Origin of the sequence: Streptomyces yokosukanensis (assembly GCF_001514035.1) — a bacterium.
Lineage (GTDB): Bacteria > Actinomycetota > Actinomycetes > Streptomycetales > Streptomycetaceae > Streptomyces > Streptomyces yokosukanensis.
This window is the reverse complement of the sequence record NZ_KQ948212.1, coordinates 489,667-513,587: the sequence shown is the minus strand read 5'-3', so window position 1 is coordinate 513,587 and position 23,921 is coordinate 489,667. Positions and strand designations below refer to the sequence as shown.

General features: G+C 70.2%; 25 protein-coding genes and 1 pseudogene. 17 read left to right on the top strand and 9 right to left on the bottom strand.

What is annotated here, in order from left to right; genetic code table 11:
* Positions 1-9: 9 nt before the first annotated feature.
* Entirely contained in the window at positions 10-561 is a 552-nt protein-coding gene (locus AQI95_RS19950; protein ID WP_067124962.1) for a TetR/AcrR family transcriptional regulator, read from the bottom strand.
* Between the two features lie 121 nt (positions 562-682).
* On the opposite strand from AQI95_RS19950, the gene AQI95_RS19945 reads away from it, so the two are divergent.
* Genes AQI95_RS19945 through AQI95_RS19935 form a run of 3 tightly spaced genes read left to right on the top strand, consistent with a single transcriptional unit; the run spans position 683 to position 4,121 of the window.
* A complete protein-coding gene (locus AQI95_RS19945; RefSeq protein WP_067124960.1) occupies positions 683-1,636 on the top strand; it encodes an alpha/beta hydrolase in 954 nt (317 codons plus the stop codon).
* A 17-nt stretch (positions 1,637-1,653) separates the two neighbouring features.
* On the top strand, positions 1,654-3,159 hold the full coding sequence (locus AQI95_RS19940; RefSeq protein ID WP_067124957.1) for an amidase: 1,506 nt from the start codon (positions 1,654-1,656) through the stop codon (positions 3,157-3,159).
* Complete coding sequence (locus AQI95_RS19935; RefSeq protein ID WP_067124954.1) at positions 3,156-4,121, top strand: amidohydrolase family protein; 966 nt, start codon at positions 3,156-3,158, stop codon at positions 4,119-4,121. Before AQI95_RS19940 ends, AQI95_RS19935 begins: the two co-directional genes overlap by 4 nt.
* A 125-nt stretch (positions 4,122-4,246) precedes the next feature.
* Here AQI95_RS19935 and AQI95_RS49845 read toward each other — a convergent pair whose 3' ends face one another.
* The 3 genes from AQI95_RS49845 to AQI95_RS19925 all read right to left on the bottom strand — a co-directional run bounded on the left by AQI95_RS49845 (position 4,247) and on the right by AQI95_RS19925 (position 5,566).
* Entirely contained in the window at positions 4,247-4,369 is a 123-nt protein-coding gene (locus tag AQI95_RS49845; RefSeq protein ID WP_279617013.1) for a hypothetical protein, read from the bottom strand.
* A 57-nt stretch (positions 4,370-4,426) separates the two neighbouring features.
* Positions 4,427-4,597: a hypothetical protein gene (locus tag AQI95_RS48335; RefSeq protein WP_208614218.1), complete on the bottom strand. Its 171-nt coding sequence runs from the start codon at positions 4,595-4,597 to the stop codon at positions 4,427-4,429.
* A gap of 87 nt (positions 4,598-4,684) precedes the next feature.
* The gene (locus tag AQI95_RS19925) at positions 4,685-5,566 is read right to left on the bottom strand and encodes an SDR family oxidoreductase (RefSeq protein ID WP_067124947.1); all 882 of its coding nucleotides are present in this window, start codon (positions 5,564-5,566) and stop codon (positions 4,685-4,687) included.
* A gap of 89 nt (positions 5,567-5,655) precedes the next feature.
* On the opposite strand from AQI95_RS19925, the gene AQI95_RS19920 reads away from it, so the two are divergent.
* Positions 5,656-6,234, top strand: coding sequence for a TetR/AcrR family transcriptional regulator (locus tag AQI95_RS19920; protein ID WP_067124944.1), 579 nt, complete (start codon positions 5,656-5,658; stop codon positions 6,232-6,234).
* Between the two features lie 188 nt (positions 6,235-6,422).
* On the opposite strand, the gene AQI95_RS19915 is transcribed toward AQI95_RS19920, so the two are convergent.
* Positions 6,423-7,163, bottom strand: coding sequence for an NADPH-dependent F420 reductase (locus AQI95_RS19915; RefSeq protein WP_067124942.1), 741 nt, complete (start codon positions 7,161-7,163; stop codon positions 6,423-6,425).
* 149 nt (positions 7,164-7,312) lie between these two features.
* Between AQI95_RS19915 and AQI95_RS19910 the strand changes: the two genes are divergently transcribed.
* Positions 7,313-8,161 carry a LysR family transcriptional regulator gene (locus tag AQI95_RS19910; RefSeq protein WP_067124939.1) on the top strand — a complete coding sequence of 283 codons (849 nt, stop codon included), beginning with the start codon at positions 7,313-7,315 and terminating at the stop codon, positions 8,159-8,161.
* 152 nt (positions 8,162-8,313) lie between these two features.
* Here AQI95_RS19910 and AQI95_RS19905 read toward each other — a convergent pair whose 3' ends face one another.
* Positions 8,314-9,204 (bottom strand): LysR family transcriptional regulator, encoded by an 891-nt coding sequence (locus tag AQI95_RS19905; protein WP_067124936.1) that lies wholly within the window; start codon positions 9,202-9,204, stop codon positions 8,314-8,316.
* 213 nt (positions 9,205-9,417) lie between these two features.
* On the opposite strand from AQI95_RS19905, the pseudogene AQI95_RS19900 reads away from it, so the two are divergent.
* Both AQI95_RS19900 and AQI95_RS19895 read left to right on the top strand, forming a co-directional pair.
* Positions 9,418-10,181, top strand: a pseudogene (locus tag AQI95_RS19900) (NAD-dependent epimerase/dehydratase family protein).
* Between the two features lie 79 nt (positions 10,182-10,260).
* Positions 10,261-11,229 (top strand): alpha/beta fold hydrolase, encoded by a 969-nt coding sequence (locus AQI95_RS19895; protein ID WP_067124930.1) that lies wholly within the window; start codon positions 10,261-10,263, stop codon positions 11,227-11,229.
* A 48-nt stretch (positions 11,230-11,277) separates the two neighbouring features.
* On the opposite strand, the gene AQI95_RS19890 is transcribed toward AQI95_RS19895, so the two are convergent.
* Positions 11,278-11,967, bottom strand: coding sequence for a helix-turn-helix domain-containing protein (locus AQI95_RS19890; protein WP_079071348.1), 690 nt, complete (start codon positions 11,965-11,967; stop codon positions 11,278-11,280).
* 146 nt (positions 11,968-12,113) lie between these two features.
* Between AQI95_RS19890 and AQI95_RS19885 the strand changes: the two genes are divergently transcribed.
* The 3 genes from AQI95_RS19885 to AQI95_RS19875 all read left to right on the top strand — a co-directional run bounded on the left by AQI95_RS19885 (position 12,114) and on the right by AQI95_RS19875 (position 15,198).
* A complete protein-coding gene (locus AQI95_RS19885; protein WP_067124927.1) occupies positions 12,114-13,109 on the top strand; it encodes an alpha/beta fold hydrolase in 996 nt (331 codons plus the stop codon).
* A 94-nt stretch (positions 13,110-13,203) separates the two neighbouring features.
* Entirely contained in the window at positions 13,204-13,986 is a 783-nt protein-coding gene (gene map / locus AQI95_RS19880; protein WP_067124925.1) for a type I methionyl aminopeptidase, read from the top strand.
* Between the two features lie 180 nt (positions 13,987-14,166).
* Complete coding sequence (locus AQI95_RS19875; RefSeq protein ID WP_067124922.1) at positions 14,167-15,198, top strand: AsnC family transcriptional regulator; 1,032 nt, start codon at positions 14,167-14,169, stop codon at positions 15,196-15,198.
* A gap of 9 nt (positions 15,199-15,207) precedes the next feature.
* On the opposite strand, the gene AQI95_RS19870 is transcribed toward AQI95_RS19875, so the two are convergent.
* Both AQI95_RS19870 and AQI95_RS19865 read right to left on the bottom strand, forming a co-directional pair.
* Entirely contained in the window at positions 15,208-16,026 is an 819-nt protein-coding gene (locus tag AQI95_RS19870; protein ID WP_067124919.1) for an alpha/beta fold hydrolase, read from the bottom strand.
* A 13-nt stretch (positions 16,027-16,039) separates the two neighbouring features.
* Positions 16,040-16,960, bottom strand: coding sequence for an alpha/beta fold hydrolase (locus tag AQI95_RS19865; RefSeq protein WP_208614217.1), 921 nt, complete (start codon positions 16,958-16,960; stop codon positions 16,040-16,042).
* Between the two features lie 452 nt (positions 16,961-17,412).
* On the opposite strand from AQI95_RS19865, the gene AQI95_RS19860 reads away from it, so the two are divergent.
* From AQI95_RS19860 to AQI95_RS19835, 7 genes are all read left to right on the top strand, one after another.
* On the top strand, positions 17,413-17,637 hold the full coding sequence (locus AQI95_RS19860) for a hypothetical protein (protein ID WP_067124913.1): 225 nt from the start codon (positions 17,413-17,415) through the stop codon (positions 17,635-17,637).
* A 2-nt stretch (positions 17,638-17,639) separates the two neighbouring features.
* The gene (locus AQI95_RS19855) at positions 17,640-18,101 is read left to right on the top strand and encodes a cupin domain-containing protein (protein ID WP_244188792.1); all 462 of its coding nucleotides are present in this window, start codon (positions 17,640-17,642) and stop codon (positions 18,099-18,101) included.
* Between the two features lie 62 nt (positions 18,102-18,163).
* A complete protein-coding gene (locus tag AQI95_RS19850) occupies positions 18,164-19,090 on the top strand; it encodes an alpha/beta hydrolase (protein ID WP_067124905.1) in 927 nt (308 codons plus the stop codon).
* Between the two features lie 46 nt (positions 19,091-19,136).
* Complete coding sequence (locus AQI95_RS19845; RefSeq protein WP_067124902.1) at positions 19,137-20,762, top strand: CocE/NonD family hydrolase; 1,626 nt, start codon at positions 19,137-19,139, stop codon at positions 20,760-20,762.
* A 66-nt stretch (positions 20,763-20,828) separates the two neighbouring features.
* Positions 20,829-21,683: a helix-turn-helix domain-containing protein gene (locus tag AQI95_RS19840; protein WP_067124899.1), complete on the top strand. Its 855-nt coding sequence runs from the start codon at positions 20,829-20,831 to the stop codon at positions 21,681-21,683.
* Positions 21,684-21,830: 147 nt separating this feature from the next.
* Positions 21,831-21,959: a hypothetical protein gene (locus AQI95_RS49840; RefSeq protein WP_279617012.1), complete on the top strand. Its 129-nt coding sequence runs from the start codon at positions 21,831-21,833 to the stop codon at positions 21,957-21,959.
* Between the two features lie 197 nt (positions 21,960-22,156).
* A complete protein-coding gene (locus tag AQI95_RS19835; RefSeq protein WP_067124896.1) occupies positions 22,157-23,680 on the top strand; it encodes an FAD-dependent oxidoreductase in 1,524 nt (507 codons plus the stop codon).
* The last annotated feature ends 241 nt before the right edge of the window (positions 23,681-23,921 follow it).

Genomic DNA, 23,921 nt, shown 5'->3' with positions numbered 1-23,921 from the left:
CCGTGGTGATCACGTGTGAAGCTCGACCGCGGTGTACGCGTCCTGGATCAGCCCGTCGAGGCTCGGTGGGCCCTCTTCATGCGTCCATCGGTGGAATGCCGTGCGGAACAGCGCCAGGGCGACCTCGACCTGGGCGCGCGCCGCGAAGGCGTCCTCACCGCGTTCGATGAGCGCAGTCACGAGCGCCTGGGACCAGGTGCGGAGCTTCCACAGCTCGCGCTCGGCCAGGTCCGGGACGGCCTCGACGACACTCGCGCGTCTGACGGCCTTGGCACGGCGCGGCTCGAAGTCCTGCGCGAGCGCGTGCAGGACTTCCCGCAAAGCGCCCGCGGACGTGGCCCCGGACACGGTCACTGCGTCGACCATGAGCCGCTCGATCCGGCCCTCGTCACCGAACAGCACTTCGCTCTTGTCCTTGAAGTGCCGGTAGAAGGTCCGGTCGGTCACACCGGCCCGTTCGGCGATGGCCGCGGTGGTCGTAGCGGAGTAACCGCGCTCCAGGAACAGGTCGAGGGCGGCATCCTGCAGTCTCGCGCGGCTTCCCGGCTTCCAGCGGCTCACACCTCGATCCTAACAGCGATGTCAGATTCTGCCGTCGACACTGGTTCAGTGATGTCAGACTCTGACATCCAATGCTAGGCTCGGTGATGTCAGATTATGACCTCACTTCGAGGAGCCGACCATGCCCCGTCCTGAAGTCACAGCACTTCTCTCGTATCTCGCCACCCTCGACGCGCCGGGTATCGAGACCCAGACCCCCCAGCAGGCACGCGCCGGCCTGCGCGAGCAGGCGAAAGCCGGGGACCTGCCCGTCGGCGAGATCGCCGTGCAGCAGCCGCTGACCATCCCGACCCGCTCCGGGGCGATCGCCGGCCTCCTCCTGGACCCACGCGCAACTCGCGAAGCCGGTCCGGTCGTCGTCTGGTACCACGGCGGCGGTTTCGTCACCGGAGACCTGGAGACCCATCGCTCCTTCGCTGCCGAGGTCGCCCGGCTGCTCGATCTGCCCGTCGTACTCGTCGACTACCGCCTCGCCCCGGAGGCGCCGTACCCCGCTGCGGTCGAGGACGCCGAAGACGCCGCCCGCTGGGTCGCATCACATCCCTGCGAGCTGGGCCGCGAGGCCGACGCCCTGGTGCTCGGCGGCGACAGCGCCGGCGGAACTCTCACCATCGTCACGGCCATGGCCCTGCGCGACGCTCCGGCCGAGGTACCGGTCCAGGCGCAGATCACCATCTACCCGGCCACCGACCTCTCGCGGCCCTACCCCTCGCAGCAGGAATTCGCCCGTGGGCGCCTGCTGACGGAGGCCGGACGGTGCTGGTACTACGACCACTACCGCGCCGACGTCCACGACTGGCACGGCTCCCCGCTGCTCGGCGACCTCACCGGCCTGCCGCCGGCCGTCGTGCTCACGGCGGGCGAGGACCCGGTCCGCGACGAGGGCCGCGCCTATGCGGCCGCCCTCATCACCTCCGGCGTGCCGACCACCTTCCTCGAAGCCGTCGGGCACATTCACGCCTTCGTCCTGATGCGCCGCATCATCCCCTCCACCCAGGACGACCTGGCACGCGCCTTCGCTGCCCTGTCCGCCACCGTGCACGCCGAGCGCACCACGCTCTCAGCGGCCGCCTGAAGGAAGGACTGACGGCTTTGGCCTCGCCGCACGAACTCACCGTTTCCGGGCTGCACCGTCTCTACCAGAACGGCGAGGTCACGGTCAGCGAGATCGTCGCTGACCACCTCGACCGCATCCGCGCCGTCGACTCATCTCTCAACGCCGTCGTCACCCTCAACCCCGCGGCGATGGAGGACGCCGCACGGCTCGACACCGCCTTGATGACGCGTGGCCCTCTCCACGGGGTCCCCATCCTGGTCAAGGACAACATCGAGACAGCGGGGATCGCGACCGCGTTCGGTTCCGCGGCGCTGTCCGATCATGTTCCCGCCACCGATGCGCATCTCGTGACGCGGCTGCGGAAAGCCGGTGCGGTGATCCTCGGCAAGACGACGTTGCCCGACTTCGCCATGTCCTGGCACGGCCACTCCTCGCGCTCCGGCATCACCCGCAACCCGTACGACCTCTCTCGCGACCCCGGCGGCTCCAGCAGCGGGACCGCCGCGGCTGTCGGGGCCGGCCTGGCCGTCGCCGGGGTCGGCACCGATACCGGCGGGTCGATCCGTATCCCGGCGTCCTTCTGCGGTCTTGTCGGTATCCGCCCCACCGTCGGACTGGTCAGCCGTCACGGCATCGCCGCCCTGGTGCGTGAGCAGGACTCCCCCGGCCCCCTCGCGCGCTCCGTCACCGACGCCGCCGCCCTGCTGGATGCCATGGCCGGCTGGGACCGCCGTGACCCCTTCACCTCCCTGCCCGCCATGACGCGCCGGAAGGGCACGTTCAGCGACCGGCTGGTGCCCGGAGCCCTGAACGGGGCCAGGATCGGTGTGCCGCGTGAACTGTGCGAAACCGGATCCGGCGACGACCCTGACGTGGAGCACGCCGTCGAGGAGTCCTTGGCAGCGATGCGCGCGGCCGGCGCGATCCTGATCGAGGTGCGTCTGCCCGGACTCGGCACCCTCCTGCGGGCAACGTTCATGTACCTCCGCCAGTCCCGCCGCGATCTGAACCACTCGCTGGCGGCCATGGGAGCCCCGTCAACCGATGTCGCCGACATCGTCGCCTCCGGACGGTACTGCTCGCGGATCGCGCTGCTGCGCGCCATGTCCACCGCAACCGCGGATCCCGCCGACGACGCGACGTACGGCCGAGCGCTCGAACTCCGCACGCAACTGCGCCATCTCATCGCCGCCCCCTTCGCCGAGCACGGGCTCGATGCCCTGGCCTACCCCAGCGCGAGGATCACCGCACCGTCACGCGCCGACATCGACGGCGGCGCCTTCGAGGACCGTGTTCCGGGCGTGCACAACCCCGCATCGAGAGCGTTCCCGGCCAACACGCACATGGCCGCGCAGGCCCTCTTCCCAGCGATCAGCACCCCTGCGGGGACCACGAGCAGCGGGCTACCGGTCGGCCTGGAGTTCCTCGGGCTTCCCCACCGGGACGCGGACCTCGTCGCCCTCGCCTTCGACCTGGAACGCATCCGCCCGCCACGCGCCGTTCCCACGATGGCCACCGCCCCGATCGGAGGCACCGTATGACCACCACCGCGTCGGGCTTCATCGACATCCACGCTCACTTCTCGCCGCCCGTCACGCCCGAGGCCCGTCGAACTGCCTGGGAGGCAATGCAGCGGGAGCGGTTCCTCACCCCACAGCCCTTCGAGTGGCGCCTCGACGAGACGCTCGCCCACATGGACGAGACAGGCACCGCCATGCAGATGCTCAGCAATGTCCCCACCGATCACGCACGCCTGCGAGCATCCAACGACTACGGCGCACAGATCGTGGCCACCCACCCCACCCGCTTCGGCCTGCTCGCAGCCCTTCCCACCGACGACCCCCGCGCTGCGTCGGAAGAGATCCAACGCGTCGGCGTCGTCGACGGCTGGGCTGTCACCACCCTCTACAACGGCCGCTCCCTCGCCGACACCGCCCTCGACCCGCTCTGGCAGGAACTCGACGACCGGCACGCCGTGGTGTTCGTCCATCCGAACGCCTACGCCCCGGCCGTCGTCGGTATGCCCGCACCACTGATCGAAGTCGCCTTCGACACCGGCAGAACCGTCGTCGCGATGCTCTACGCGGGCGTCTTCACCCGCTTCCCGAACATCGCCTTCGTGATCGCGCATGCCGGAGGAGCCGTTCCCCTTCTCGCCGGACGACTCGCCCTGCTCGGCGCCGAGCCATGGGTACCCAACCCACACGCCCTCAGCACAACAGACATCACGACGACGCTACGACGACTGTGGGCCGACACCGCCGCGTCCACCAGCGACCAACAACTCGCCGCCGCAGCAGCCACCTTCGGCGAGGACCACCTCCTGTACGGCTCCGACTGGGGCGTGCCCTGCACCGACAGGGCCTCAGCCCTCCGTGACATCACTTCGCTACGCCGCACCGAGGCAATCAGCCACACCGCCCGCGCAGCGGTCCCCGACCGCGCCCACACCCTGTTCCCACAGGCCGCACACCGCGCACGGAACGGGTCACGGAGGCCCTGATCAACACCAATTCGCGCTGCTCGCACGGTGTGGGCGGGTGACGGCGAGGACGAAGAGAGCGAGAACCTGGATGGCGACGACCACCGTGATCAGCACGGGGAACGAGTAGCCGTACAGGCCGCCGGTCAGTGCACCGCCGGCAGACGACCGTCCGGCGCATCCGGGGCCGAGGGAGCTGTCGCCTGCACCTCGCGTTCGTAGGCTGCCGGGTCCGGAACCCGGGCGCGCAGCCAGAACAGCAGCAGCATGACGGCGATGCCGGGGAGGGCGAGCACACCGCGCGCGGGCCCGTAGTCGTCCCCCCGTCAGGGCGAGCACGCCCGCGACCAACAGCGGGCCGGCCAGGGCGCCGATCCGGCCGCCTCGTGGACGGCGAAACCGCGGCCCCGTCCGGTCGCGGCGGTGGCGTGCGAGAGCAGGGTGTCCTTGGTCGGTGAGCGCACCGCCTCGCCGACCCGCTCGGCGATCACCAGCACGCACGCCACCCAGATCGCACCCGACGACGGACGGTTGTACTTCTTGCCCTGGAACTGGAGCCCGAGCCCGTGTGCTGTCCGGTCCCGTCAGGGCCGAATGTTCTCCAAGTCCTCAAGGAGGCCGGAGTGCGTCGGCTGCCACCCGAGAGCATCCCGGGTGTGGGCACTGGACGCCGGCTGGTCCATGGCGAAGATCGGGCCGAACGGCCCGAAGTTCTCCTGCGGAACTTCCTCGACCGGCAGGCCCAGCCGTCGGCCGATGACTGTCGCGATGTCCCGCACCGCGTCGCCCTCGTCGCTGACGGCGTGCCAGGACGTCCCGGCCGGTGCGGACTCGAGGACCAGACGGAACAGGACCGCCGCGTCGAGCGCGTGCACGGCCGGCCAGCGCTGGGTGCCGTCGCCCGGGTAGCCGGCCACCCCCGTGCGGCGCGCCGCATCGACCAGCAGGCCGGCGAATCCGCCCTGTCCCTCGTTGTGGACCGTGCGCGGCATGCGGACAGCCGCGCTGCGCACACCGCGCGAGGCGAGGTCCAGCAGCGCTGTGACCGAACGGCCTCGGCCGCCCACCGGTCCGTCGGTCGGCAGCGGATCGGTCTCGGTGGAGGCGCGCCCCGGCACCCAGGGCGTACCGGAGACCGCGACGATCGGGCGGTCGCTTCCGATGAGTTCCTGCCCCAGCGCGGCGAGGGCGGCGCTCTCCTCGGCGATGGCCTGCGCGAGCGCGTCCGGACTGCTGTAGTCGCGTCCGAACGCCAGACTGATCACGCCGTCGCACTGTGCGGCACCGGACCGCAGGACGTCGAGGTCCGCCAGGTCTCCGCGCAGCACCTTGGCGCCTGCGCCCTCAAGGACCTGCGCGGAGCCGTCCGAGCGAGCCAGCGCGAGAACGGTGTGGCCGTTGCCGAGCAGTTCGGCGACGACGGCGGAGCCGATGGTGCCGGTGCCGCCGGTGATGAAGACGTGCATGAGCTCTCCTTGAAAGTGATGGGACCCTTGTCCCGTCACTGACTCTACACGGGTGACGGGACTCTTGTCCCATCGTCTATCCTGGTCTCATGGCTAGATGGCAACCGGGGGCGCCCCAGCGACTCGTCGTCGCGGCGGTCGACCTGTTCACCGAGCAGGGGTACGACGCCACCACGGTGACGCAGATCGCCGAGCGCGCCGGCGTGACGAAAAGCACCTTTTTCCGGCATTTCTCCGACAAGCGCGAGCTGCTGGTCGCCGGTCAGGAGACGCTCAGCAGGCTGCTCGCCGACGGCATCACCGAGGCACCTGCGAGCGCCAGTCCGCTTCAGGCGGTGGCAGCCGGTCTCGAGCGCGCATCGAGCGCCATGGGCCCGGCGAACCGGGAGCTCGGCCCCCGCATCGAAGCAGCCGTGGCAGCCAGCACCGAACTTCAGGAGCGCGACGCCCTCAAGAGCGTCGGTCTCGCGGCCGCCATGACAGCCGCGCTCATCGCCCGCGGTGTCTCCGACCCGATTGCGCATCTCGCCGGCGAGCTGGGAGTCCTCGCGTTCAAGCGAGGCTACGCCCAGTGGTCCGAGAGTGATCGTGACGACGCGGAAGGGCTCGCGCCTCATGCGCTGGCGGCCCTGGAGGACCTGCGCGCGGCAACTGCGTCATTGGGCTGATCACTGCCTCGCACGCGCCGTGAACCACTCGAGCCGGCGAGAAGCCGCTTCCGCGTGCCCATGATGATCGCGTAGTGCCCGCCCGGGCGCCCGGGCAACACGCATCCCGTACTTTTCGGCCCGGTCGGAACACTCCGGTTGAGACACGATGGCGGCCAATGATGACGGCCGGGCAGATGATCTACCCACTACATCCGGAATCCCGCGGGGCCGCGTACCGCGGCGGTGGCGAGTTCCTTGACCCGGGCGCGGGGTACGGGAACACCGGGCGCCTGCTGGGCCCAGGCCACCACGTCCTGCACGGCGGTGAGGTCGGCCGGAGGCTGTCCCGTGTACGGGAAGGCGTAGAGCGGGGTGTTGGGTTCGCTGCGCCAGCTCTCGGCCAGTGTGCCCAGGTCCACCGTGTCGAAGCCGAGGACGTCGAGCAGGTCGGCCACCTCCTTCTTGGCGTCCGGGTCATCGCCTGACAGGGGCAGCGCGGTGCGGTCGGGGGCCCCGGCGGGGCGGAACAGGTTGAGCAGTTGGGTGGGGCCCACGTTGTGCAGTGCCTTGACCACTCGGGCGCCGGCGAGATGGCGCTGCACCAGTTCGCTGGAGGTCAGCTCGTTGCTGTCGAGCTCCGGGGCTTGCCAGTCGGACGTCGGCGCGTAGTTCATCGGGTCGATCACGGTCTTGCCGGCAAGTTCCGCGCGCGGGAGCAATGTGTGGGCGGCCAGCGGCACGGACGCGAGGACCAGGTCACCGGTGCTGGCCGCTTCGGCCGGGGTGGCCGCATGGGCCCGCCGGCCGAGCTCGGCGACGAGATGGGCCAGCGTCTGGGGGCCGCGTGAGTTGCTCAGGATGACGTTCAGGCCGGCATCGACGGCGCGGCGGGCGAGCCCGGCTCCGACCCTGCCGGTGCCGATGATGCCGAGGGTTGTGGTGCTCACGTGTCTTCTCCGTTCGGATCTCCCCGCGTCGCGGATCTCCTAGGTCAGGACCGCTCCGGCGGGCTGGTACCCATCACAGCCGGAGTGACCTTGGCGAACAATGACCAGAATCCCTCGATAGCGATCACATCATGTGATAGATCGGGAGGGTGGAACTCAGGGCGCTGCAGTATTTCGTGACCGTCGCCGAGGAGCTGCACTTCGGGCGAGCGGCGCAACGGCTGAGCATCGTGCAGCCGGCGTTGAGCCAGCAGATCTCCCGGCTCGAACGCGAACTCGACGTGCGCCTGCTCGAGCGCACCTCACGCCGAGTACGGTTGACCGCGGCCGGCGAACGAGTGCTCGCCGCGGCCCGCGAGACCCTCGCCGCGGCGGCCCGGGTTCGGGTGGTCGCCGGGCAGCCGGCGGCCGTCCTGCGGCTCGGGGTGGCCTCCTGCGTCACCCCACGCCTCGAGCGGGCGGTGGGCCGCATGGGCGAGGGTGAACGCCCCGCCGAGCCGAAACTGGTCGACCTGCCGGTGACCGCGCGCCTCGACGCCGTTCGCGACGGCGAACTGGACCTGGCGCTGGTCCTCGGCGCGGTCACCTCCGCGGCGGTGACAGCGGTGCGCGCCTGGTCCGAGCCGCTGCACGCGGTACTCGCACGCGACCACCCCGCCGCCCGTGAACGCGCGGTCAGCCTGCACGACCTCGATCCGAGCGGTCTGCGGCTTCCCGCCCGCGAGGGCGACCCACCGATGCACGATGCGATCCTCGCCGTACTGCCCGTGGCCCCGCTGCGCCCGCCTGCCGGGGACATCCTCAACGTGCTGTTCGAGGTGGGCCGGGACCCCGAGGGATGGACGCTGATGCCGGCCGAACAACTTGCCGGGTCCCGCACCGAGCGGCTCCTCCAGGTACCGCTCAACCCGCCGGTGACGGTCGACTGCCACGTCGTCACCTCATTGGCCACACCGGAGCCGTGCGTGGAGTCCTACGTGGCTCTGTTCGCGGATTGAGTGGTGTGCGTCGTGAAGTCACCGGTCACAGGTCTGGTGCGAGTGGCCCGCCGGCCGCGCTGACACACGGTCAGGCGCGCACCCGCGGACGGCAAGAGAGATTGTTGAACCTGCGCAACCGCATTCTCGATGAGCCATCGGCAGAGACAGCCTCACCGGGCGAGGGTCCCGGTGGCGTACGTGCGGAAGGCCGCAACCAGGCGGTTGCGCTCGCCGGCGCGGGTCGCCAGCACGACGTGGCTGGGCTCGACGCCTTCGAGCGGAACCGCGGTGAGGTCGGGGCGCAGAGCGTGGGTGGGCACCGAGACGGTCACGGCCTGCCCGCCGGCGACGAGTTCGAACTGGTCCGCGACGGCCTCGATCAGTGGCCCGTCGGGGGCGGGGCGGCCGTCGGGACGGGGGTCGATGCGCCAGAAGGCGCTCTGCAGCGGGTCCGCTCCCCGGACCTTGGGCAGGGGCTCGTCGGCGATGTCGGCAAGGGTGACCGACTCCCTCCCGGCCAGCCGGTGATCCAGCGGCACCACCAACACCCGGGGCTCCGCGTAGAGAGCCGTCACGTCCAGCCCGTCGGTGGCGAACGGCAGGCGGGCGACCACGGCGTCCGCGTGGTGGTCCAGCAGTGCCTGCCGCGGCGCGCCCGGCACCAGTTGTTTGGTTCGCACAACGACGTCGGGGTGCCGACGGCGTAGTTCGCGCACGGCCGGGGTGATGATGATGCCGGGCGTGTGGCCGACGGTGATGCGGCCGGGCCGGGCGGCGGCCCGGGCAGCGGCCGCGGCGCGGTCGGCGGCGCGCAGCAGTTCGGTGGCCAGCGGCAGGAAGACCTCGCCGGCCTCGGTGAGGTGGTTGCCCTGCGAGGTGCGCTCGAACAGGCAGACGCCGAGCTGTTGTTCGAGGCGGCGGATCTGGCGGCTCAGGGACGGCTGGGTCGTGTGCAGGGCTTCGGCGGCCCTGCCGAAATGCCGGTGCTCGGCCACGACCGTGAAACACTGCACCAACCGCAGATCGAAGGCTGCGGCTGGGGACGGCGACGAGTCAGGCACGTCCTCAGCGTAGTCCCAGGGACAGCCGAGGGCGCCACCTGTGGGCACTGTACCGGCCGCCCTGAACAGGCTCGATACGCCCGGCGTATCGCTTCCTGCACAACATTCATTGGACCCGCTCGTGCGGTCGGACGCAGGGTGGGCTCACCGGCCGGGGCGTGGCACGAGCGCCCCTCGGGCCGAACCTCACCTGTTTCCAAGGAGTGCATCACCATGCGCGCTCTCGTCACCGGCGCGTCCGGGTTCATTGGTTCCGCCGTCGTCGCCGAGCTCATCGGCGCCGGGCATCAGGCCCTCGGGCTCGCGCGCTCCGACGCCTCGGCCGCCGACCTGACTGCCGCCGGAGCCGAGACCCTCCGCGGCGCGATCGAGGACCTCGACATCCTGCGTGCCGCCGCAGCCGAGTGCGAAGGAGTCGTCCATCTCGCCTTCAACCACGACTTCTCGCAGCACCAGGCGGCGCGCGCCGAGCTGGCCGCGGTCGAGACGTTCGGCGACACCCGCGCGGGCACGGACCGGCCCTGGTCATCGCCTCAGGGGGGACCGGTCGGGACCGAGCGGGACACGCCGCCCGCTGCGGGCAGCCCCCGGATCGTCGGCGCGCGGGCGGAGCGCGGCGTGCGCTCGTCCGTCGTGCGGCTCTCCCCGACCGTCCACGACGGGAGCATGTGCGGCCTGGTCCAGCAGCTGATCGGCATCGCCCGCGACAAGGGCTTCTCCGGGTGCCTCGGCGACGGGCCCAACCGCCGGCCTCGGTGCACCGGCTCGACGCCGCACGCCTGTTCCGCCTCGCGCTCGAGAAGGCACCGGCGGGATCGGTACTGCACGGCGTCGGTGAGGAGGGTGTGACCATCCGGGTCATCGCCGAGGTCATCGGCCGCCACCTGAACGTCCTGGTGAAGGCCGTCGCGGCTGAGGACGCCCCCGTCCGTTCCGGGCTCCTGAAGGACCTGGATCAAGGCCGCTACTTCGGCTGAGGCCCAACCCCGACCCGGCACGACCATCAGCACCACCATCAGCACGACCATCAGCACGACCATCAGAAGGGAACGACCGATGCCGCACTACGGACCCGACAACCCTGACGCCACGTACGTCCCGCACGCCTACCCGGAGGCGACCTTCGACACCGGCGAGGTGATGCTGAACCACGCCACGACCGGCTCCGCCGACAATCCGGCTCTCGTGCTCATCCCGCCGCAGGGGACCTCCTGGTGGAGCTACGAGGCGGCCATGACGCTGCTGGCCGAGGACTTCGAGGTCTTCGCCGTGGACCCGCGCGGCCAGGGGCGCTCGACCTGGACCCCGGGCCGCTACACGGTCGACAACATGGGCAACGACCTGGTCCGGTTCATCACCGGACACGTCCAGCGCCCGGTCGTTGTCGCCGGCAACTCCTCCGGCGGCCTGATCGCTGCATGGCTGTCCGCCTATGGTCCTCCCGGCATGATCCGCGGTGCCTACCTGGAGGACGCGCCGCTGTTCTCCGCGGAGATCCGGCCCGCCTACGGCCAGGGCACCAGCCAGGTCGTCGGCCCGATGCACCAGCTCATCAGCAAGTACCTCGGCGATCAGTGGTCGGTCGGCGACTGGCAGGGATTCCTGCAGGCCCTGCCCCGTGAGCTGCCGCCCGCGCTGCTCCGGGGCCTGTCGGCGATGTCCGGCCGCTCCGGCGGCTACTTCGGCGGCGACGAACCGCCGCAGAGCATGAAGGAGTACGACCCCGAGTGGGCCCGCGCCTTCTGGACCGGCTCGGCCACCGCCTCCAACGACCATGCCCGCATGCTCGCCGCGGTCAAGGTCCCCGTGCTGCTCGCCCACCACTACCGCAACGTCGACGAGGAGACCGGAACCCTCCTGGGAGCCATCTCCGACCTCCAGGCCCGGCAGGCGCGCGAGCTGATCACCCAGGCCGGGCAGCGATGCGACTACCGCTCGTTCCCGGACGCGGCCCACGCCATGCACGCAAGCAACCCGCAGCGCTACGTCGAGACCCTGCGCGACTGGGCATCGTCGCTCGACTGACAGGATGTCAATTCCCTCGAACCGTGCAGGCCTCCCCAGGGAGCCAGCTCAGCGTCGACGAGGCGGTTGCTTCGGACGAAGCGGGCCTGGACGCTGCGGACCAACCGGAAGATCATCTCGCCCAACGGTCAACGTCACAGCACCGGTTGCCGGATAGGTGCGCGGTCGCAGGCGTTCGCCTTGCGGCCCGAACATGATCAGGTATTCGACCGGTCCGTCAGGTCCGGCGTTCGCGACTCCGTGAGCGGTCTGGGTATCGAACTCGGCGACTTCCCCGGCGGTGAGGACGAGGTCGTGTTCACCGAGCGCCAGCCACAGCCTTCCGTACAACACGCACAGCCATTCATATCCTTCATGGGACACCTGGCGTGGCCGTAGCGGCGGCTCGTCGACGGCGGGCAGAACATGCTTGTGAGCGTGCAGGCCCCCGACGTACCGGGTCAGCGGCAACACCGTCTTGTCCTCTCCGGGGCGCTGCGGCGGAGTACTTCGCGGTCTCTCCGCCGCGGCGGACACGGTGCCGACCAGCTCGTCCAGCGAGATGCCGTACGCCCTCGCCAACTGCAGCAGCACCTCCAGGGTCGGCTTGCGCCGACGGGTCTCGATCCGCGACAGAGTGCTGAGAGAGACACCGGTCGTACGGCTCACCTCGGTGAGCGTGGCACCGTGCCGCTCACGCACAGCCCGCAGCCTAGGGCCCACAGCCGCCAGCATGTCGGCCGTGCCGTCGTCCGTCATTGGCGCCTCGCCCCTTCCAGCCGGGCCACGTCCGTCCCTCCTGTCCTGCAAGTTTGCCAGAACGGCAAGGCCAGTCGCACCAGCCGGCCGCCGCACCGCATGATCGGTGCGTAACCCCGGCCCGCCCGTGAACCCGAGGAGAAGCCATGCATCAGCCCGCGCCAGCCACTGACCTGCGCCATCGCGCCATCGAGGGACCCGCCGGGCGGCTGCACCTGGTCGAGCAGGGCACCGGGCCGCTGGTCGTGCTCGTCCACGGCTTCCCCGAGTCCTGGTACTCCTGGCGCCATCAGCTCCCGGCACTCGCGGCGGCCGGATACCGGGCGGTCGCAGCCGACGTACGCGGCTACGGCCGCTCCTCCAAACCGGCCGCGACGGACGCGTACCGGATGCTCGCCCTGGTGGAGGACAGCGTCGCGCTGGTGCGCGCCCTGGGCGAGGAGACAGCGGTGATCATCGGGCACGACTGGGGCTCGAACATCGCGGCGATCTCCGCCTTGCTCCACCCCGAGATCTTCCGTGCCGTCGGGCTGCTGAGCGTCCCCTACGCCCCGCCCGGCGGCCCCCGCCCCACCGACGTCTTCGCCCGGATGGGCGGGGACCAGGAGTTCTACGTCTCGTACTTCCAGGAGCCCGGCCGCGCGGAGGCCGAGATGGAGCCCGACGTCCGGGGCTGGCTCGCGGGCTTCTTCGCGGCCCTGTCCGCCGACACCATGCCGACGCAGGGCGAGCCCGATCCGCACTTCGTGGACCGCACCGGCGGACACCTGCGCGACCGCTTTCCCCACGGCCGGCTGCCCTCCTGGCTGACCGAGGGCGACCTCGACGTGTACGCCGGAGAATTCGAGCGCACCGGCATGACCGGGGCACTCAACCGCTACCGCAACATGGACCGCGACTGGGAGGACCTCGCCCCGTACAGCGGCGCCCCCATCAAGCAGCCCTCCCTGTTCATCGGTGGCGGCCTGGACGCCTCCACGACCTGGATGGCCGACGCCATCAACGCCTACCCGGCCACACTCCCCGGCCTGACCTCCTCACACATCCTCGACGACAGCGGCCACTGGATCCAGCAGGAACGCCCCGACGAGGTCAACCGCCTCCTCGCCGCCTGGCTGAATTCCCTGCCGCCCACCGCATGACACTCCCCGCGCGTACGCGAGACCACATGACCCCCATTCTAATACCGGTATAGTAATGCCGGTATAGTTATTGGTTGCTCGCGAAGGAAGCCGCATGATCGAGATCCTTAGCCCCACCCTGCTGGCCCGGGCGAAAACCACCGGCGCCCTGGTCGGTGACATCCTGCAGACACTGAAGAGCCTTTGTACGATCGGCACGAACCTTCTGGACATCGACCGGTGGGCCGAGGAAATGATCGTCGAGGCGAGAGCGTCGTCCTGCTACGTCGACTATGAACCCTCCTTCGGACGCGGCCCGTTCGGCCACTACATCTGCACGGCCGTCAACGATGCCGTGCTCCACGGACGCCCGTACGACTACACGCTTACCGACGGCGATCTGCTGACACTCGACCTTGCTGTTTCCAAGGGTGGAATCGCTGCCGACGCCGCCATCAGCTTCATCGTGGGCGACGCACAGCCCCCAGAGAGCGTCGCGATGATCAGTGCGACCGAACGCGCGCTGGCCGCAGGGATCGCCGCTGCCGGGCCCGGGGCCCGCATCGGCGACATCTCCCATGCCATCGGCACAGTCCTCAGCAAGGCCGGGTACCCGATCAACACCGAGTTCGGAGGGCACGGCATCGGATCAACAATGCACCAGGACCCACACGTCGCGAACATCGGACGGCCGGGCCGTGGATACAAACTGCGCCCCGGGCTGCTGTTGGCACTGGAGCCGTGGGTCATGGCGGACACAGCTGAACTGGTCACCGATGCTGACGGGTGGACGCTCCGAAGCGCCACAGGCTGCCGGACCGCACACACCGAGCACACCATCGCCATCACCGACGACGGAGCCGAAATCCTCACCTTGCCGAAGCAAGCGCAGCCGTGAGCCCTCACCATCTTCGAACGCGCTGGCCGGAGGGGCTGGCATGACCCTCCGACCACGGTTTCGCCCCACCGCCTACTCGCCCGCCCCGCGGGCCCCCTCGACGGGTTCATATCCGGAACCGGCCTGCCCCTGGACACCCCCGCATCACCCTGACGAGCCGGGATCAGTAGCGTTGCCGATATGACGCGGGATGGCGTTGACGGACTCGACCGGGCGGTGATTCACGCCCTGCAGATCGACGGGCGCGCCCCGTTCCGGCGCATCGGTGAGGTGCTCGGGGTCTCCGACCAGACCGTGGCGCGGCGTTTCAGCAGGCTGTCCGGCGCTGTTGGCCTGCGCGTGCTCGCGCTCACCGATCCGGCGGTGCTGCACGAGCGGCAGTGGGTTCTGCGTGTCCGGGCTGCCCCCGAAGCCGCTGCGGAGATCGCCGAAGCCCTGGCCCGGCGTTCCGATACCAGCTGGATCAGTCTGTGTTCGGGCGGGACGGAGATCGTCGCGTCAGCCTGCGGTGACGGTGTGGAGTCGCTGCTCTTCGAGGCGCTGCCGCGTACCCGTCATATCCTCGATGTGCGGGCGCACGAGGTGCTGCACGTCTTCTATGGCGGTGCCGGTCAGCCGTTCACCAAGCAGGGGCCGCTCACGGAGACCCAGGCAACCCGGCTTGCGCGGCACGCTCCTCCCGTGGTCGGACCGCCGCCGAAGATGGACGGGACCAGCTGCCGCATGCTCGAGGTGCTGCGAGCCGACGGAAGAGCGTCGATCGACGAGCTGACGGCCGCCACGGCCACATCGGCGAGCACTGTCCGCCGTCGGCTGCACGAGTTGCGGGCCGGCGGTGTCCTGCACTTCGACGTCGATGTCGACCTCGCCGTCTTCGACGTGCCCGTGCGCACCATGCTGTGGCTCACCATCGGGATCGATGAACTCCTCGCCGCGGGCACCGCGCTCGCCGCCAGTCCCGAGGTGGCGTTCGCAGCGGGGGTCACCGGGACCAGCAACCTGTTCGCGAGCGTCTCGACACGGGACACGTCCGCGCTGTGGCAATTCCTGACGTCATTCGTGGGGCGACTGCCCGGCGTGCGGGACATCGAGACGGTGACGGCCTTGCGCCCGGTCAAGGGCGCCGTCGCCTTCTTCCCCCGTCCGCCGACACGCGCGTCCCGGCATGCGCCGCCCCGAGCCGGGCCACCGCGCGGACCTGCCGCACGTTGACGCGGTGCTTCAACCGGTCGAGTCGGACAGCGGGTGGCTCGTGACGAACTCGCTGACGATGCGAGCCATCAACCCGGGATCCTCCAACGGCATGGCGTGGGTGAGGCCGTCGACGACCAGCGTCTCCGCGTGCGGGAGGTGGGCGGCGATGGAGGCGGCTCGCGCCCGGTGGGGCGTGCCGAGGCGGTCGCCCCCGCCACCGACGACGAGCAGCGTCGGCGCCCGCACGGCGTTCATCTGCGGCGCACCGAACTCCCAGCCGCCGAAGGCGGCCGACTCCCGGGTGAAGAAGTAGCGGCTGCTGCCGACGGCTTCGGCGAGCCCCTGCTCTCCGAGCCGTTGCGCGAACAGGCGGCGCACGCCCGGCCCGCACACCCCGGTCAGAAAGGCGTAGAACGCCGCTTCCCACGCACCGGTCCTGGCCGCGGCGATCGCGGTCGGCATCGCCGGACTCTCGGGCTCGTCGTCCGCCCGGGGCAGCGCGGGCTCCAGGAGGACCAGCGAGGCAGCCAGGTCCGGACGGGCGTAGGCCAGGTGCAGTGCGATGTCGGCCCCGGCCGAGTGCCCCACCCAGTGGGCGCGCGGCACCCCCAACTCCGCCAGAACCGCGGCACAGTGGGCGGCCTGGGCGGGCACGCCGGCCCCGCTCGTGCGGTCCTCGCTGCGGCCGTAGCCGGCACGGTGGATGACGACGCGTCGGAACTCCGTCAGCTCGCGCGCCATGGGCGTCAGCCAGTCGGCACACAGCGAACCGTGCAAGAACACCACGGGTTCGCCCTCGCCGGCGTCGTCGTAGACGATGGAGGCATCGGATAGTTCGAGTCTCATCGCGCGGTCCGCCTCAACCCCGGGCCGGGTCGCGCAGCCCGTCGATGAAGCCGCTCACCTCGGTGAAGAACCTCACCGGCTGCTCCAGTTCGATGAGCTCGCCGGCGTCCTCGAAGACGATCAGTGTGGCGTCCGGGATGCCGCGCACAAGCTCCTCCGACAGCGGAAGCGGCGTGCAGAAGTTGTGCTCGCCGCACAGCACCAGTGTCGGCTGGGCGATCTCGCGAAGCCGTGCGAACGTATCGTGTGCCGCGATCATGTCGATCCGCGCCAGGCCGATCCGCCGGTCGTCGGGGTGGGCCGGGAGCGCGGCTGCGCGGTCGATCCACTCCACGACCGCCTCGGGGTGCTCACGGGCGTAACGCGGACCGAACAAGAACAGCGCGTAGGCGGACAGCAGATCGCGCCTGTCCCACTCGGCGGCGAGCCTACGCCGCACCTCGAACTCACGCCTGGTGAAGGCGTCGAAGCGCGCGAACGTGGAGCTCAACGTCAGCGAGCGCACAAGCCTCGGGTGTTCCAGCGCCATGTACTGCGCGATGGCGCCGCCCGTCGACGCACCCACGACATGGACCGGGCCGACGACGAGTTCCTCGACGAGCGAGGCCATGTCGGCCGCGAGCTGCCTGGTGGTGTGGCCGTCGAGGGCACGCGTCGTGCGCCCCGTGCCCCGCTGATCCGGCAGGATCACGTGGTACTTCTCGGTGAAGCGGGCGATCTGAGTCCCCCAGCTCGCGCCCACCCCACCCAGCCCGGAGACAAGCAGAACCGGCGGGGCCTCCGGGTCCCCGTGGGTCTCGTAGGAGAGAGAAATACCTTGCACGTTCAGGGTGCTCATGCTGTTGTCCCTTGCCTCTTGCCTGTAGTCCCTTCGACACGAGGCAAGCACTCGTCCACCGGTATCCCACCCCTGGACCGTCAGCTTGAGCGACATCCGACAGCTGTTTGCTGTCGATGGGCAAAAAGCGACAGACTCGCCGCCGCCCAGTGAAGCCGGCGTACCTCGATCTCGCCCATGCCATGTGCTGCCACCCTCTCCGAGCCTGACTACAAGGGACCCGGCGACCTCACTGACCTGCCCCCTCCTCCACGGCCGCTCCGACCGACGGCTCCGCATGCAAGCCGCCCGCGTCCAGGGCTTCCTCAGGCAACCCTGCTCTACGCTGCCCCGCCTGACCGCCGACGCGCTCACGCTCCCCGCCCCACTCCGCGGTGGTACTGCTGGTCCTATCCACGCGTCTGGCGGTGGTTGCGTCCGGAAGCGGATCATCGCTCGTGGGAGGCGACCCGCCGAAGGTCGCCGGCCACGGCCGTCCGGGCCCGGCGTGGGCAGGGCACATCGCCCGTCCGTCAGGCCACCCGACCTCGTCTCGCACCGGAGAAGTGATGCCTGACACCGCCGGTTTCAACGCACGCAATATCGAGGAGTTCCGCGCGCATCACGGGCGGCTGGGCGGAGGTTTCGCCGGGCCCCCGGTGTACCTGGCCGATCACGACCGCTGTCCGGGTTACCAGCGCAAGACGCATCGGGTGATCCCTGTCGTCGCGCTCATCCTCACGGGTGAGGGCGGCCCGGCACCCGTCGACCGCACAGAACGGACATCGTCGTGAGCATGGCCTACCTCGCGCAGCCTGATCAGCAGCAGAAGCTCGAATGGCTCGACGGCGGGCAGTTCGCCGTGCTCCTGGACAGCGCGGCCACCGACGGGCAGCTGACCGTCGGACGGTTCAGCGTCGCCAAGGGCGAGGCGCCGCCGTATCACATGCACACCCGCGAGGACGAGATCTTCATGCTGATCAAGGGCACCGCGCTGCTCTGGTCGGACGACCAGGAGATGGAACTGTCGGAGGGGGGCATTGTCTACCTGCCCAAGAACGTCCCGCACGGGTACCGGATCACCTCCGACACCGCGGACCTGCTGATGATCTGCACCCCCGGCGGTATCGAGGGCATGTTCCGGCACGCCGGGCGCGACCTGTCGACCGCCCGGCCCGAGGGGTTCGAGATCTCCGAGGACCGCATGGCCGAGGCCGCCGACATGTACGGCCAGATCATCCTCGGCCCGCCGCGCTGAACACCCGCACATCCGCACACTCACGGCTCCACGTCGCAACCACCCCGTACGAAAGGCGTACCGTGTCCGAGCAGCAACGCCGCGACCTCGACGAGATGCTCCGGCACGCCCCGCTCGATGTCGGAGGCGACGTGGCCGAAGCGCGCGTCGTCTTCCACGAGATGATGACTTCGGTGCCGCTGCCCCCCGATGTCACGGCCGTCCCCGGGCAGCTCGGCGGCGTCCCCGTCGTCACCGTCGACACGCCGGGCAGCGACCCGTCACGCGTGCTGCTGTACTTCCACGGCGGCGCGTACGCCATCGGCTCCGCGGCCGACGCGACGAGCCTGGCCGCCGACGTGTCCCGGCGCTCCGGCGCCCGTGCCGTCTGCGTCGACTACCGGCTGGCCCCCGAGCACCCGTTCCCCGCGGCGGTCGACGACGCCGTGGCCGCGTACGGCGCGCTGCTCGACCAGGGCGTCCCCGGCGCCAGGATCGCCTTGGTCGGTGAGTCCGCGGGCGGTGGTCTGGCCGTCGCGACGCTGGTCGCCGTCCGGGACTCGGGCATGTCCCAGCCCTCGTCGGCCGCGGTGTTCTCGCCCTGGGCCGACCTCACGGTGTCCGGCGCCAGCGCGACGAGCAAGGCCGCCGTCGACCCCGCGTTGACTCCGCGGGCCCTGCGCACCCGGGCCCGCGACTACCTCGGGGCGACGCCCGGCGCCGAGCCGCTGGCCAGCCCGGTCTTCGCCGACCTCACAGGCCTGCCGCCGCTGCTCGTCCAGGTGGGCTCGCACGAGATCCTGCTGGACGACGCCGTACGGCTGGCCTCCCGCGCCGCCGCCGCCGACGTCCATGTCCAGCTCCAGGTCTGGCCCCAAGTCCCGCACGTCTTCCAGGCGTTCGCCGTGATGCTCGACGAGGCCGACGAGGCGCTGCAGTCCGCCGCCGCCTTCACCCGGGCACACTGGGCCGCCGCCGAGTCCGCGTCGTACGCCTCGCTCCCGTCGTGACCACGACCGCCCCGCGCACTCCGGAAGGGACCGGAAAGGAACCGCCATGGTCGATGTGAATGTCGCGCCCTTCGAGACCGAGGTCCGTACCCGCGCCGGAGATCTCGTCCGCGCCGACGTCTACCTCCCCGCCGGCAGCGACGGGCCGTTCCCCGTCGTCCTCGGCGCCTCCCCGTACCAGAAGGCGCTCCGCCACCTGCCCCCGCACCCGGTGTTCCCGTTCATCGAGTACGGGCCCATCCAGCTCTACCTCGACAACGGCTACGCCTACGTCGCGATGGACGTCCCCGGCACGGGGCGCTCCGAGGGAACCTGGGACCCGGTCTCGCGCGGTGAGGGCGAGGCCATCCACGACATGATCGAGCACGTTGCGGCCGAGCCGTGGTCCACCGGCGCGATCGGCATGATCGGCATGTCGCACTACTGCTGGAGCCAGTGGAACGCCGCCCGCACCCGCCCGCCGCACCTCAGGACGATCGTCGCGTACGACGGCGCCACCGACATGTACCGCGACTGGATGTACCACGGCGGCATCCCGATCCAGGGCTTCCTGAGCACCTGGCTCTTCGGCTCGGTGCTGGTCCAGCACGAGATCGAAGGCATCGGCTTCCACGTCGGCGGCAAGCAGGACTTCGTCTACGACGTCCTCTCCCACCCCCTGGACGACGAGTGGCAGCGCCGCCGCTCGCCCTTCTGGGAGTTGCCGCAGATCGACATCCCCGTGTTCTCCATCGGCGTGTGGGGGAAGGCGGCGCTGCACCTGCGTGGCAACTTCTACGGCTTCGAGCGCGTACGGGGGCCCAAGAAGCTGCTGGTCGCGCACCCCGGCAGCTTCGCCGCCGCGCAGATGTACTACTTCGACGAGGACTTCCACCGCACCGAGCTGCTGCCCTGGTACGACCACCACCTCAAGGGCACCGACAACGGTGTGATGGACAAGCCGGACGTCCGCTTCTACGTCAACGGCGAGGGCGCCTACCACTCGGCGGCCTCCTGGCCGCCCCCGGACGTGCGGACCAGCACCTTCTACCTCGCCGGGGAGCACAGCGGCGCGGTGACCTCCCTCAACGACGGCACGCTCACCGAGACCAAGCCGGTCGCGGACGAGGCGTCCACCTCCTGGTCCTATCCGGACCCGGGCTGGATGGCCGGCGTCACGGTCTTCGACGAGCATGGCGTCCCCGACCACGTCGCGCGGGTCAACACCTTCACCACCGCGCCCATGGACAAGGACCGCGAGTTCAGCGGCCACGCCACGTTGACGCTGCACGCCTCCTCGGACCAGACCGACATGGACGTCATCGTCAAGCTCTCCCTCGTCTCCGGTGACTCCGGCGCGGGGCTGCCGATCAAGGTCAGCCAGGGCTGGCTGCGCGCCTCCCACCGCGCCGAGGACCCCCAACTCACCAGTGACATGCGTCCGTTCCACCTGCACAACGGCGAGGATCCGCTGGAGCCCGGCAAGGTCTACGAACTCCACATCGAACTACTGCCCCTGTCGTTCCTGGCCCGCGCGGGCGACCGCATCCGCCTGGAGATCACCAACCATGACTCGCTGATCACCGACGCACCCATGACCCACTTCTACGGCCAGAAGGCCGGCACCGACACCTACCACCACGACCGGTTGCGCCCCTCGGCGCTGCATCTGCACGAACGCCCGCGCCCCTGACGGGTTTTACCCAGATGTGGGCGACGAGATCTGCTGCGGGCAGGGCATCCGAACGATGATGACCGCATGGCACCGACGAACAACTTCGGCACGGCCCTGCGAGGCTGGCGGGAGCGCCTTTCGCCCTTGGCGGGCGGGCTGGGATCCGCCGCGGACCGGCGCAGCCCCGGTCTGCGCCGCGAGGAACTGGCCCGCCTGGCCGGTGTGTCGGTCGACTACGTGGTGCGGCTCGAACAGGGCCGGGCCCGCAATCCCTCCGCCCAGGTCGTCACCGCCCTGGCCAGGGCCCTGCACCTGGACACCTCCGAGCGCGACCACCTGTTCCGCTGTGCCCGCCTCGCGCCGCCATCCAACGGCGACGTGTCACTGCACGTGCCGTCGAGCGTCCACCGGCTCGTCCGGCACATGGGCGACGCACCGGTCGCGGTCTACGCCGCCGACTGGACGCTCGTCAGCTGGAACCGGATGTGGACCGCCGCCATCGGTGACCCCCGTACCTACGGCTGGGACCTGGGCAATCTCGTCGCCGGGATGTTCCGCTCCAGCGACGGTCACCGGGTCGATTCCATCGCCGCCTGGCCGGTACGGTCCTGGGCGGGCGACGAGGCCGAGGAGGAGTCCCTCGTCGCCGACCTGCGGGTCACGGCAGCGACCTACCCCGACGACGCCCGCCTCGCCTCGCTCGTCGACCGGCTGCTGCACACCAGCCCCCGCTTCGCCCACCTGTGGTCAAACGGCACCGCCGGCCTCCACACCGGGGACCGCAAGACCGTCGAACATCCTGTGGTCGGCGACCTGACCCTCGACCTCGACGTCCTCATGGCACCGGGCTCGGATCTCCGCATCGTCGCCTACACGGCCGTCGCCGCAACCGACGACGCCGAGAAGCTGGACGCTTTACGCGCGGACTCTCACGTGTAGTTCGTCGAACTCGTCGGTAGGTCGGGATGAAGTGGAGCCGCGAGGCAGGCAGCACCATCACCAACCCCCAAATCCGGTGCCGTCGGCTGCGCGAGCGGGCCGGCCAGCACCTCGAACAGGCGTCGGCCGGTTCGTAGGGTGGCGTACATGCTGCTCGACATCGTCGAGTTCCTGAGCCGGACCGGCTCGGAAGACGTCGAGATCGCCCGGTCCCCCGGCCGCGTCCGCGAGCGTCAACCCTGGTGGTGGCTCTTCCAGGGCAGTCCACGGGGTTGAGACCTGTAAAGCCTCCTCCTGGCTGATCGGCGCCTCGACCAGGGGTGATCGTGCGGCAGAGCCGAAGCGTCGGAGGATGTCGGAGCGGTGTCGGTGACATATCGGGGGCTGTCGGTCCGATGCCGGTGGGGCCTGGCACCTTTCGGAAGGTCCTGCCGGGTGCCGATCCGGCTGTGGGTTCGGGAAGGGGATCTCTTGTGCATGATGTAGTGATCGTGGGCGCTGGCCCGGTGGGTCTGTTCCTTGCCTGCGAGCTCAGCCTCGCGGGCTGCTCCGTCCTGGTGCTCGAACGCGAGCCGGGACCCCACTCCCCGTTCAAGGCGGAGCCACTCGGGATGCGGGGCCTGTCCGCCGCATCGGTCGAGGCGTTCTACCGCCGCGGGATGCTGCAACAGGTTCTGACGGCGTCAGGCGTCCACCACGATCCCGGCGCGGACCCCGACGCGGACGAGCCGTCAGCCCCTCGTCTCGGTGGCCACTTCGCCGGCATGGTGGTCGATCCGGCCAAGGTCGACGTAGCCGCCCTGCCGTACCGGCTTTCCAGCCCGGCACCGCAGGACGTGTTGACCTACCTCGAATCGATCGAGGCGGTCCTGTCCGAGCAGGCGTCCAAGCTCGACGTGGAAATCAGGTACGGAGTCACGGTCTCCACCATCGTCCAGAACGACGAGGGCGTGGTCGCGGGGGCAGGCGCGGACGAGTACGCGGCGCGCTGGCTCGTCGGCTGCGATGGCGGACGCAGTGCGGTGCGTGGGCTCGCGGGCTTCGAATTCGTCGGCACCGAGCCGCAGTTCACCGGCTACAGCATGCACGCCACCGTCGCCGAACCCGAGAAGCTGCGCCCCGGGTTCAATCCGACGCCGACGGGCATGTACCTCCAGCCGCCCAACCAGGGGCAGATCGGCATGATGGATTTCGACGGCGGCGCGTTCGACCGCTCACAGCCGCCAACTCTCGACCATCTCCAGGCGGTACTGCGCCGTGTGTCCGGCACCGACGTGACGCTGAGCAAGGTTCATCTGGTCTCGACCTTCACCGATCGGGCGATGCAGACGACGACCTACCGGCAGGGACGCGTCCTGCTCGCGGGCGACGCCGCGCACATCCACTCCCCCCTCGGCGGGCAGGGACTCAACACCGGCATCGGCGACGCCTTGAACCTGGGTTGGAAGCTCGCGGCGACCGTGCACGGGAACGCGCCCGACGGGCTACTCGACACCTACACCCGCGAGCGCCATCCGATCGCCGAAAGGGTGCTCGACTGGTCGCGCGCCCAGGTGGCGGCCATGCGGCCGGACCCGCATGCCCAAGCCATCCAAGGAGTGATTCGCGACCTGATCGGGACCCGTGACGGAACGACCTACGTGTTCGAGAGGGTGTCGGGATCGTCGATCCGTTACGACCTCGGCAGCGAACACCCACTGGTCGGCCGCAATGCCCCGGAGCTTCGCCTCGAAAACGGCACTCGCCTCGGCGACCTCATGCAGGACGGACGAGGCGTAGCGCTCGATTTCAGCACCGACCGATGCCTGCGCGGTTCAGCGATGGGCTGGGAGAGCCGGATCCGGTATGCAGCCGGTCCGGCGAGAAACGACCTCGGATTGGGTGCCGTGCTCGTCCGGCCCGACGGCGTGGTCGCCTGGGCAGGTGATCGCACTCCCGATCGTGAAGCGTTCGAACGGGCCGCCGGCCACTGGTTCGGTGGTCCGGAGATCCACTGAGCCTGAAAGCGTGACGTCGTGACAAGGAGGCGGCACGGTCGGTCCGGGGCCGCCTCCTTGCGTGCTGCGCCGCGCGCCGCCGAGACGCAACAGGGGCTGGGTGACGCGCTGTTCATAGGTTCCGTCGGTGTAGATGTCGGCGATCAGATGCCGGGGTGAGTGGACGACATGGGCGGTGTGCTGGTCAGTCGACTCCGACCGCGCGCAGGCCGGGCTGGGCGACTCGCCCGCCGTGGCGGTT

Excerpts from the sequence above, each read along its gene's own strand:
- AQI95_RS19945 (WP_067124960.1), top strand. The coding sequence starts at position 683 with ATGCCCCGTCCTGAAGTCACAGCACTTCTCTCGTATCTCGCCACCCTC.
- AQI95_RS19935 (WP_067124954.1), top strand. The coding sequence starts at position 3,156 with ATGACCACCACCGCGTCGGGCTTCATCGACATCCACGCTCACTTCTCG.
- AQI95_RS49845 (WP_279617013.1), bottom strand. The coding sequence starts at position 4,369 with ATGCTGCTGCTGTTCTGGCTGCGCGCCCGGGTTCCGGACCCGGCAGCC.
- AQI95_RS19925 (WP_067124947.1), bottom strand. The coding sequence starts at position 5,566 with ATGCACGTCTTCATCACCGGCGGCACCGGCACCATCGGCTCCGCCGTC.
- AQI95_RS19920 (WP_067124944.1), top strand. The coding sequence starts at position 5,656 with ATGGCTAGATGGCAACCGGGGGCGCCCCAGCGACTCGTCGTCGCGGCG.
- AQI95_RS19895 (WP_067124930.1), top strand. The coding sequence starts at position 10,261 with ATGCCGCACTACGGACCCGACAACCCTGACGCCACGTACGTCCCGCAC.
- AQI95_RS19890 (WP_079071348.1), bottom strand. The coding sequence starts at position 11,967 with ATGACGGACGACGGCACGGCCGACATGCTGGCGGCTGTGGGCCCTAGG.
- AQI95_RS19885 (WP_067124927.1), top strand. The coding sequence starts at position 12,114 with ATGCATCAGCCCGCGCCAGCCACTGACCTGCGCCATCGCGCCATCGAG.
- map (WP_067124925.1), top strand. The coding sequence starts at position 13,204 with ATGATCGAGATCCTTAGCCCCACCCTGCTGGCCCGGGCGAAAACCACC.
- AQI95_RS19875 (WP_067124922.1), top strand. The coding sequence starts at position 14,167 with ATGACGCGGGATGGCGTTGACGGACTCGACCGGGCGGTGATTCACGCC.
- AQI95_RS19870 (WP_067124919.1), bottom strand. The coding sequence starts at position 16,026 with ATGAGACTCGAACTATCCGATGCCTCCATCGTCTACGACGACGCCGGC.
- AQI95_RS19865 (WP_208614217.1), bottom strand. The coding sequence starts at position 16,960 with ATGTCGCTCAAGCTGACGGTCCAGGGGTGGGATACCGGTGGACGAGTG.
- AQI95_RS19860 (WP_067124913.1), top strand. The coding sequence starts at position 17,413 with ATGCCTGACACCGCCGGTTTCAACGCACGCAATATCGAGGAGTTCCGC.
- AQI95_RS19855 (WP_244188792.1), top strand. The coding sequence starts at position 17,640 with ATGGCCTACCTCGCGCAGCCTGATCAGCAGCAGAAGCTCGAATGGCTC.
- AQI95_RS19845 (WP_067124902.1), top strand. The coding sequence starts at position 19,137 with ATGGTCGATGTGAATGTCGCGCCCTTCGAGACCGAGGTCCGTACCCGC.
- AQI95_RS19840 (WP_067124899.1), top strand. The coding sequence starts at position 20,829 with ATGGCACCGACGAACAACTTCGGCACGGCCCTGCGAGGCTGGCGGGAG.
- AQI95_RS49840 (WP_279617012.1), top strand. The coding sequence starts at position 21,831 with ATGCTGCTCGACATCGTCGAGTTCCTGAGCCGGACCGGCTCGGAAGAC.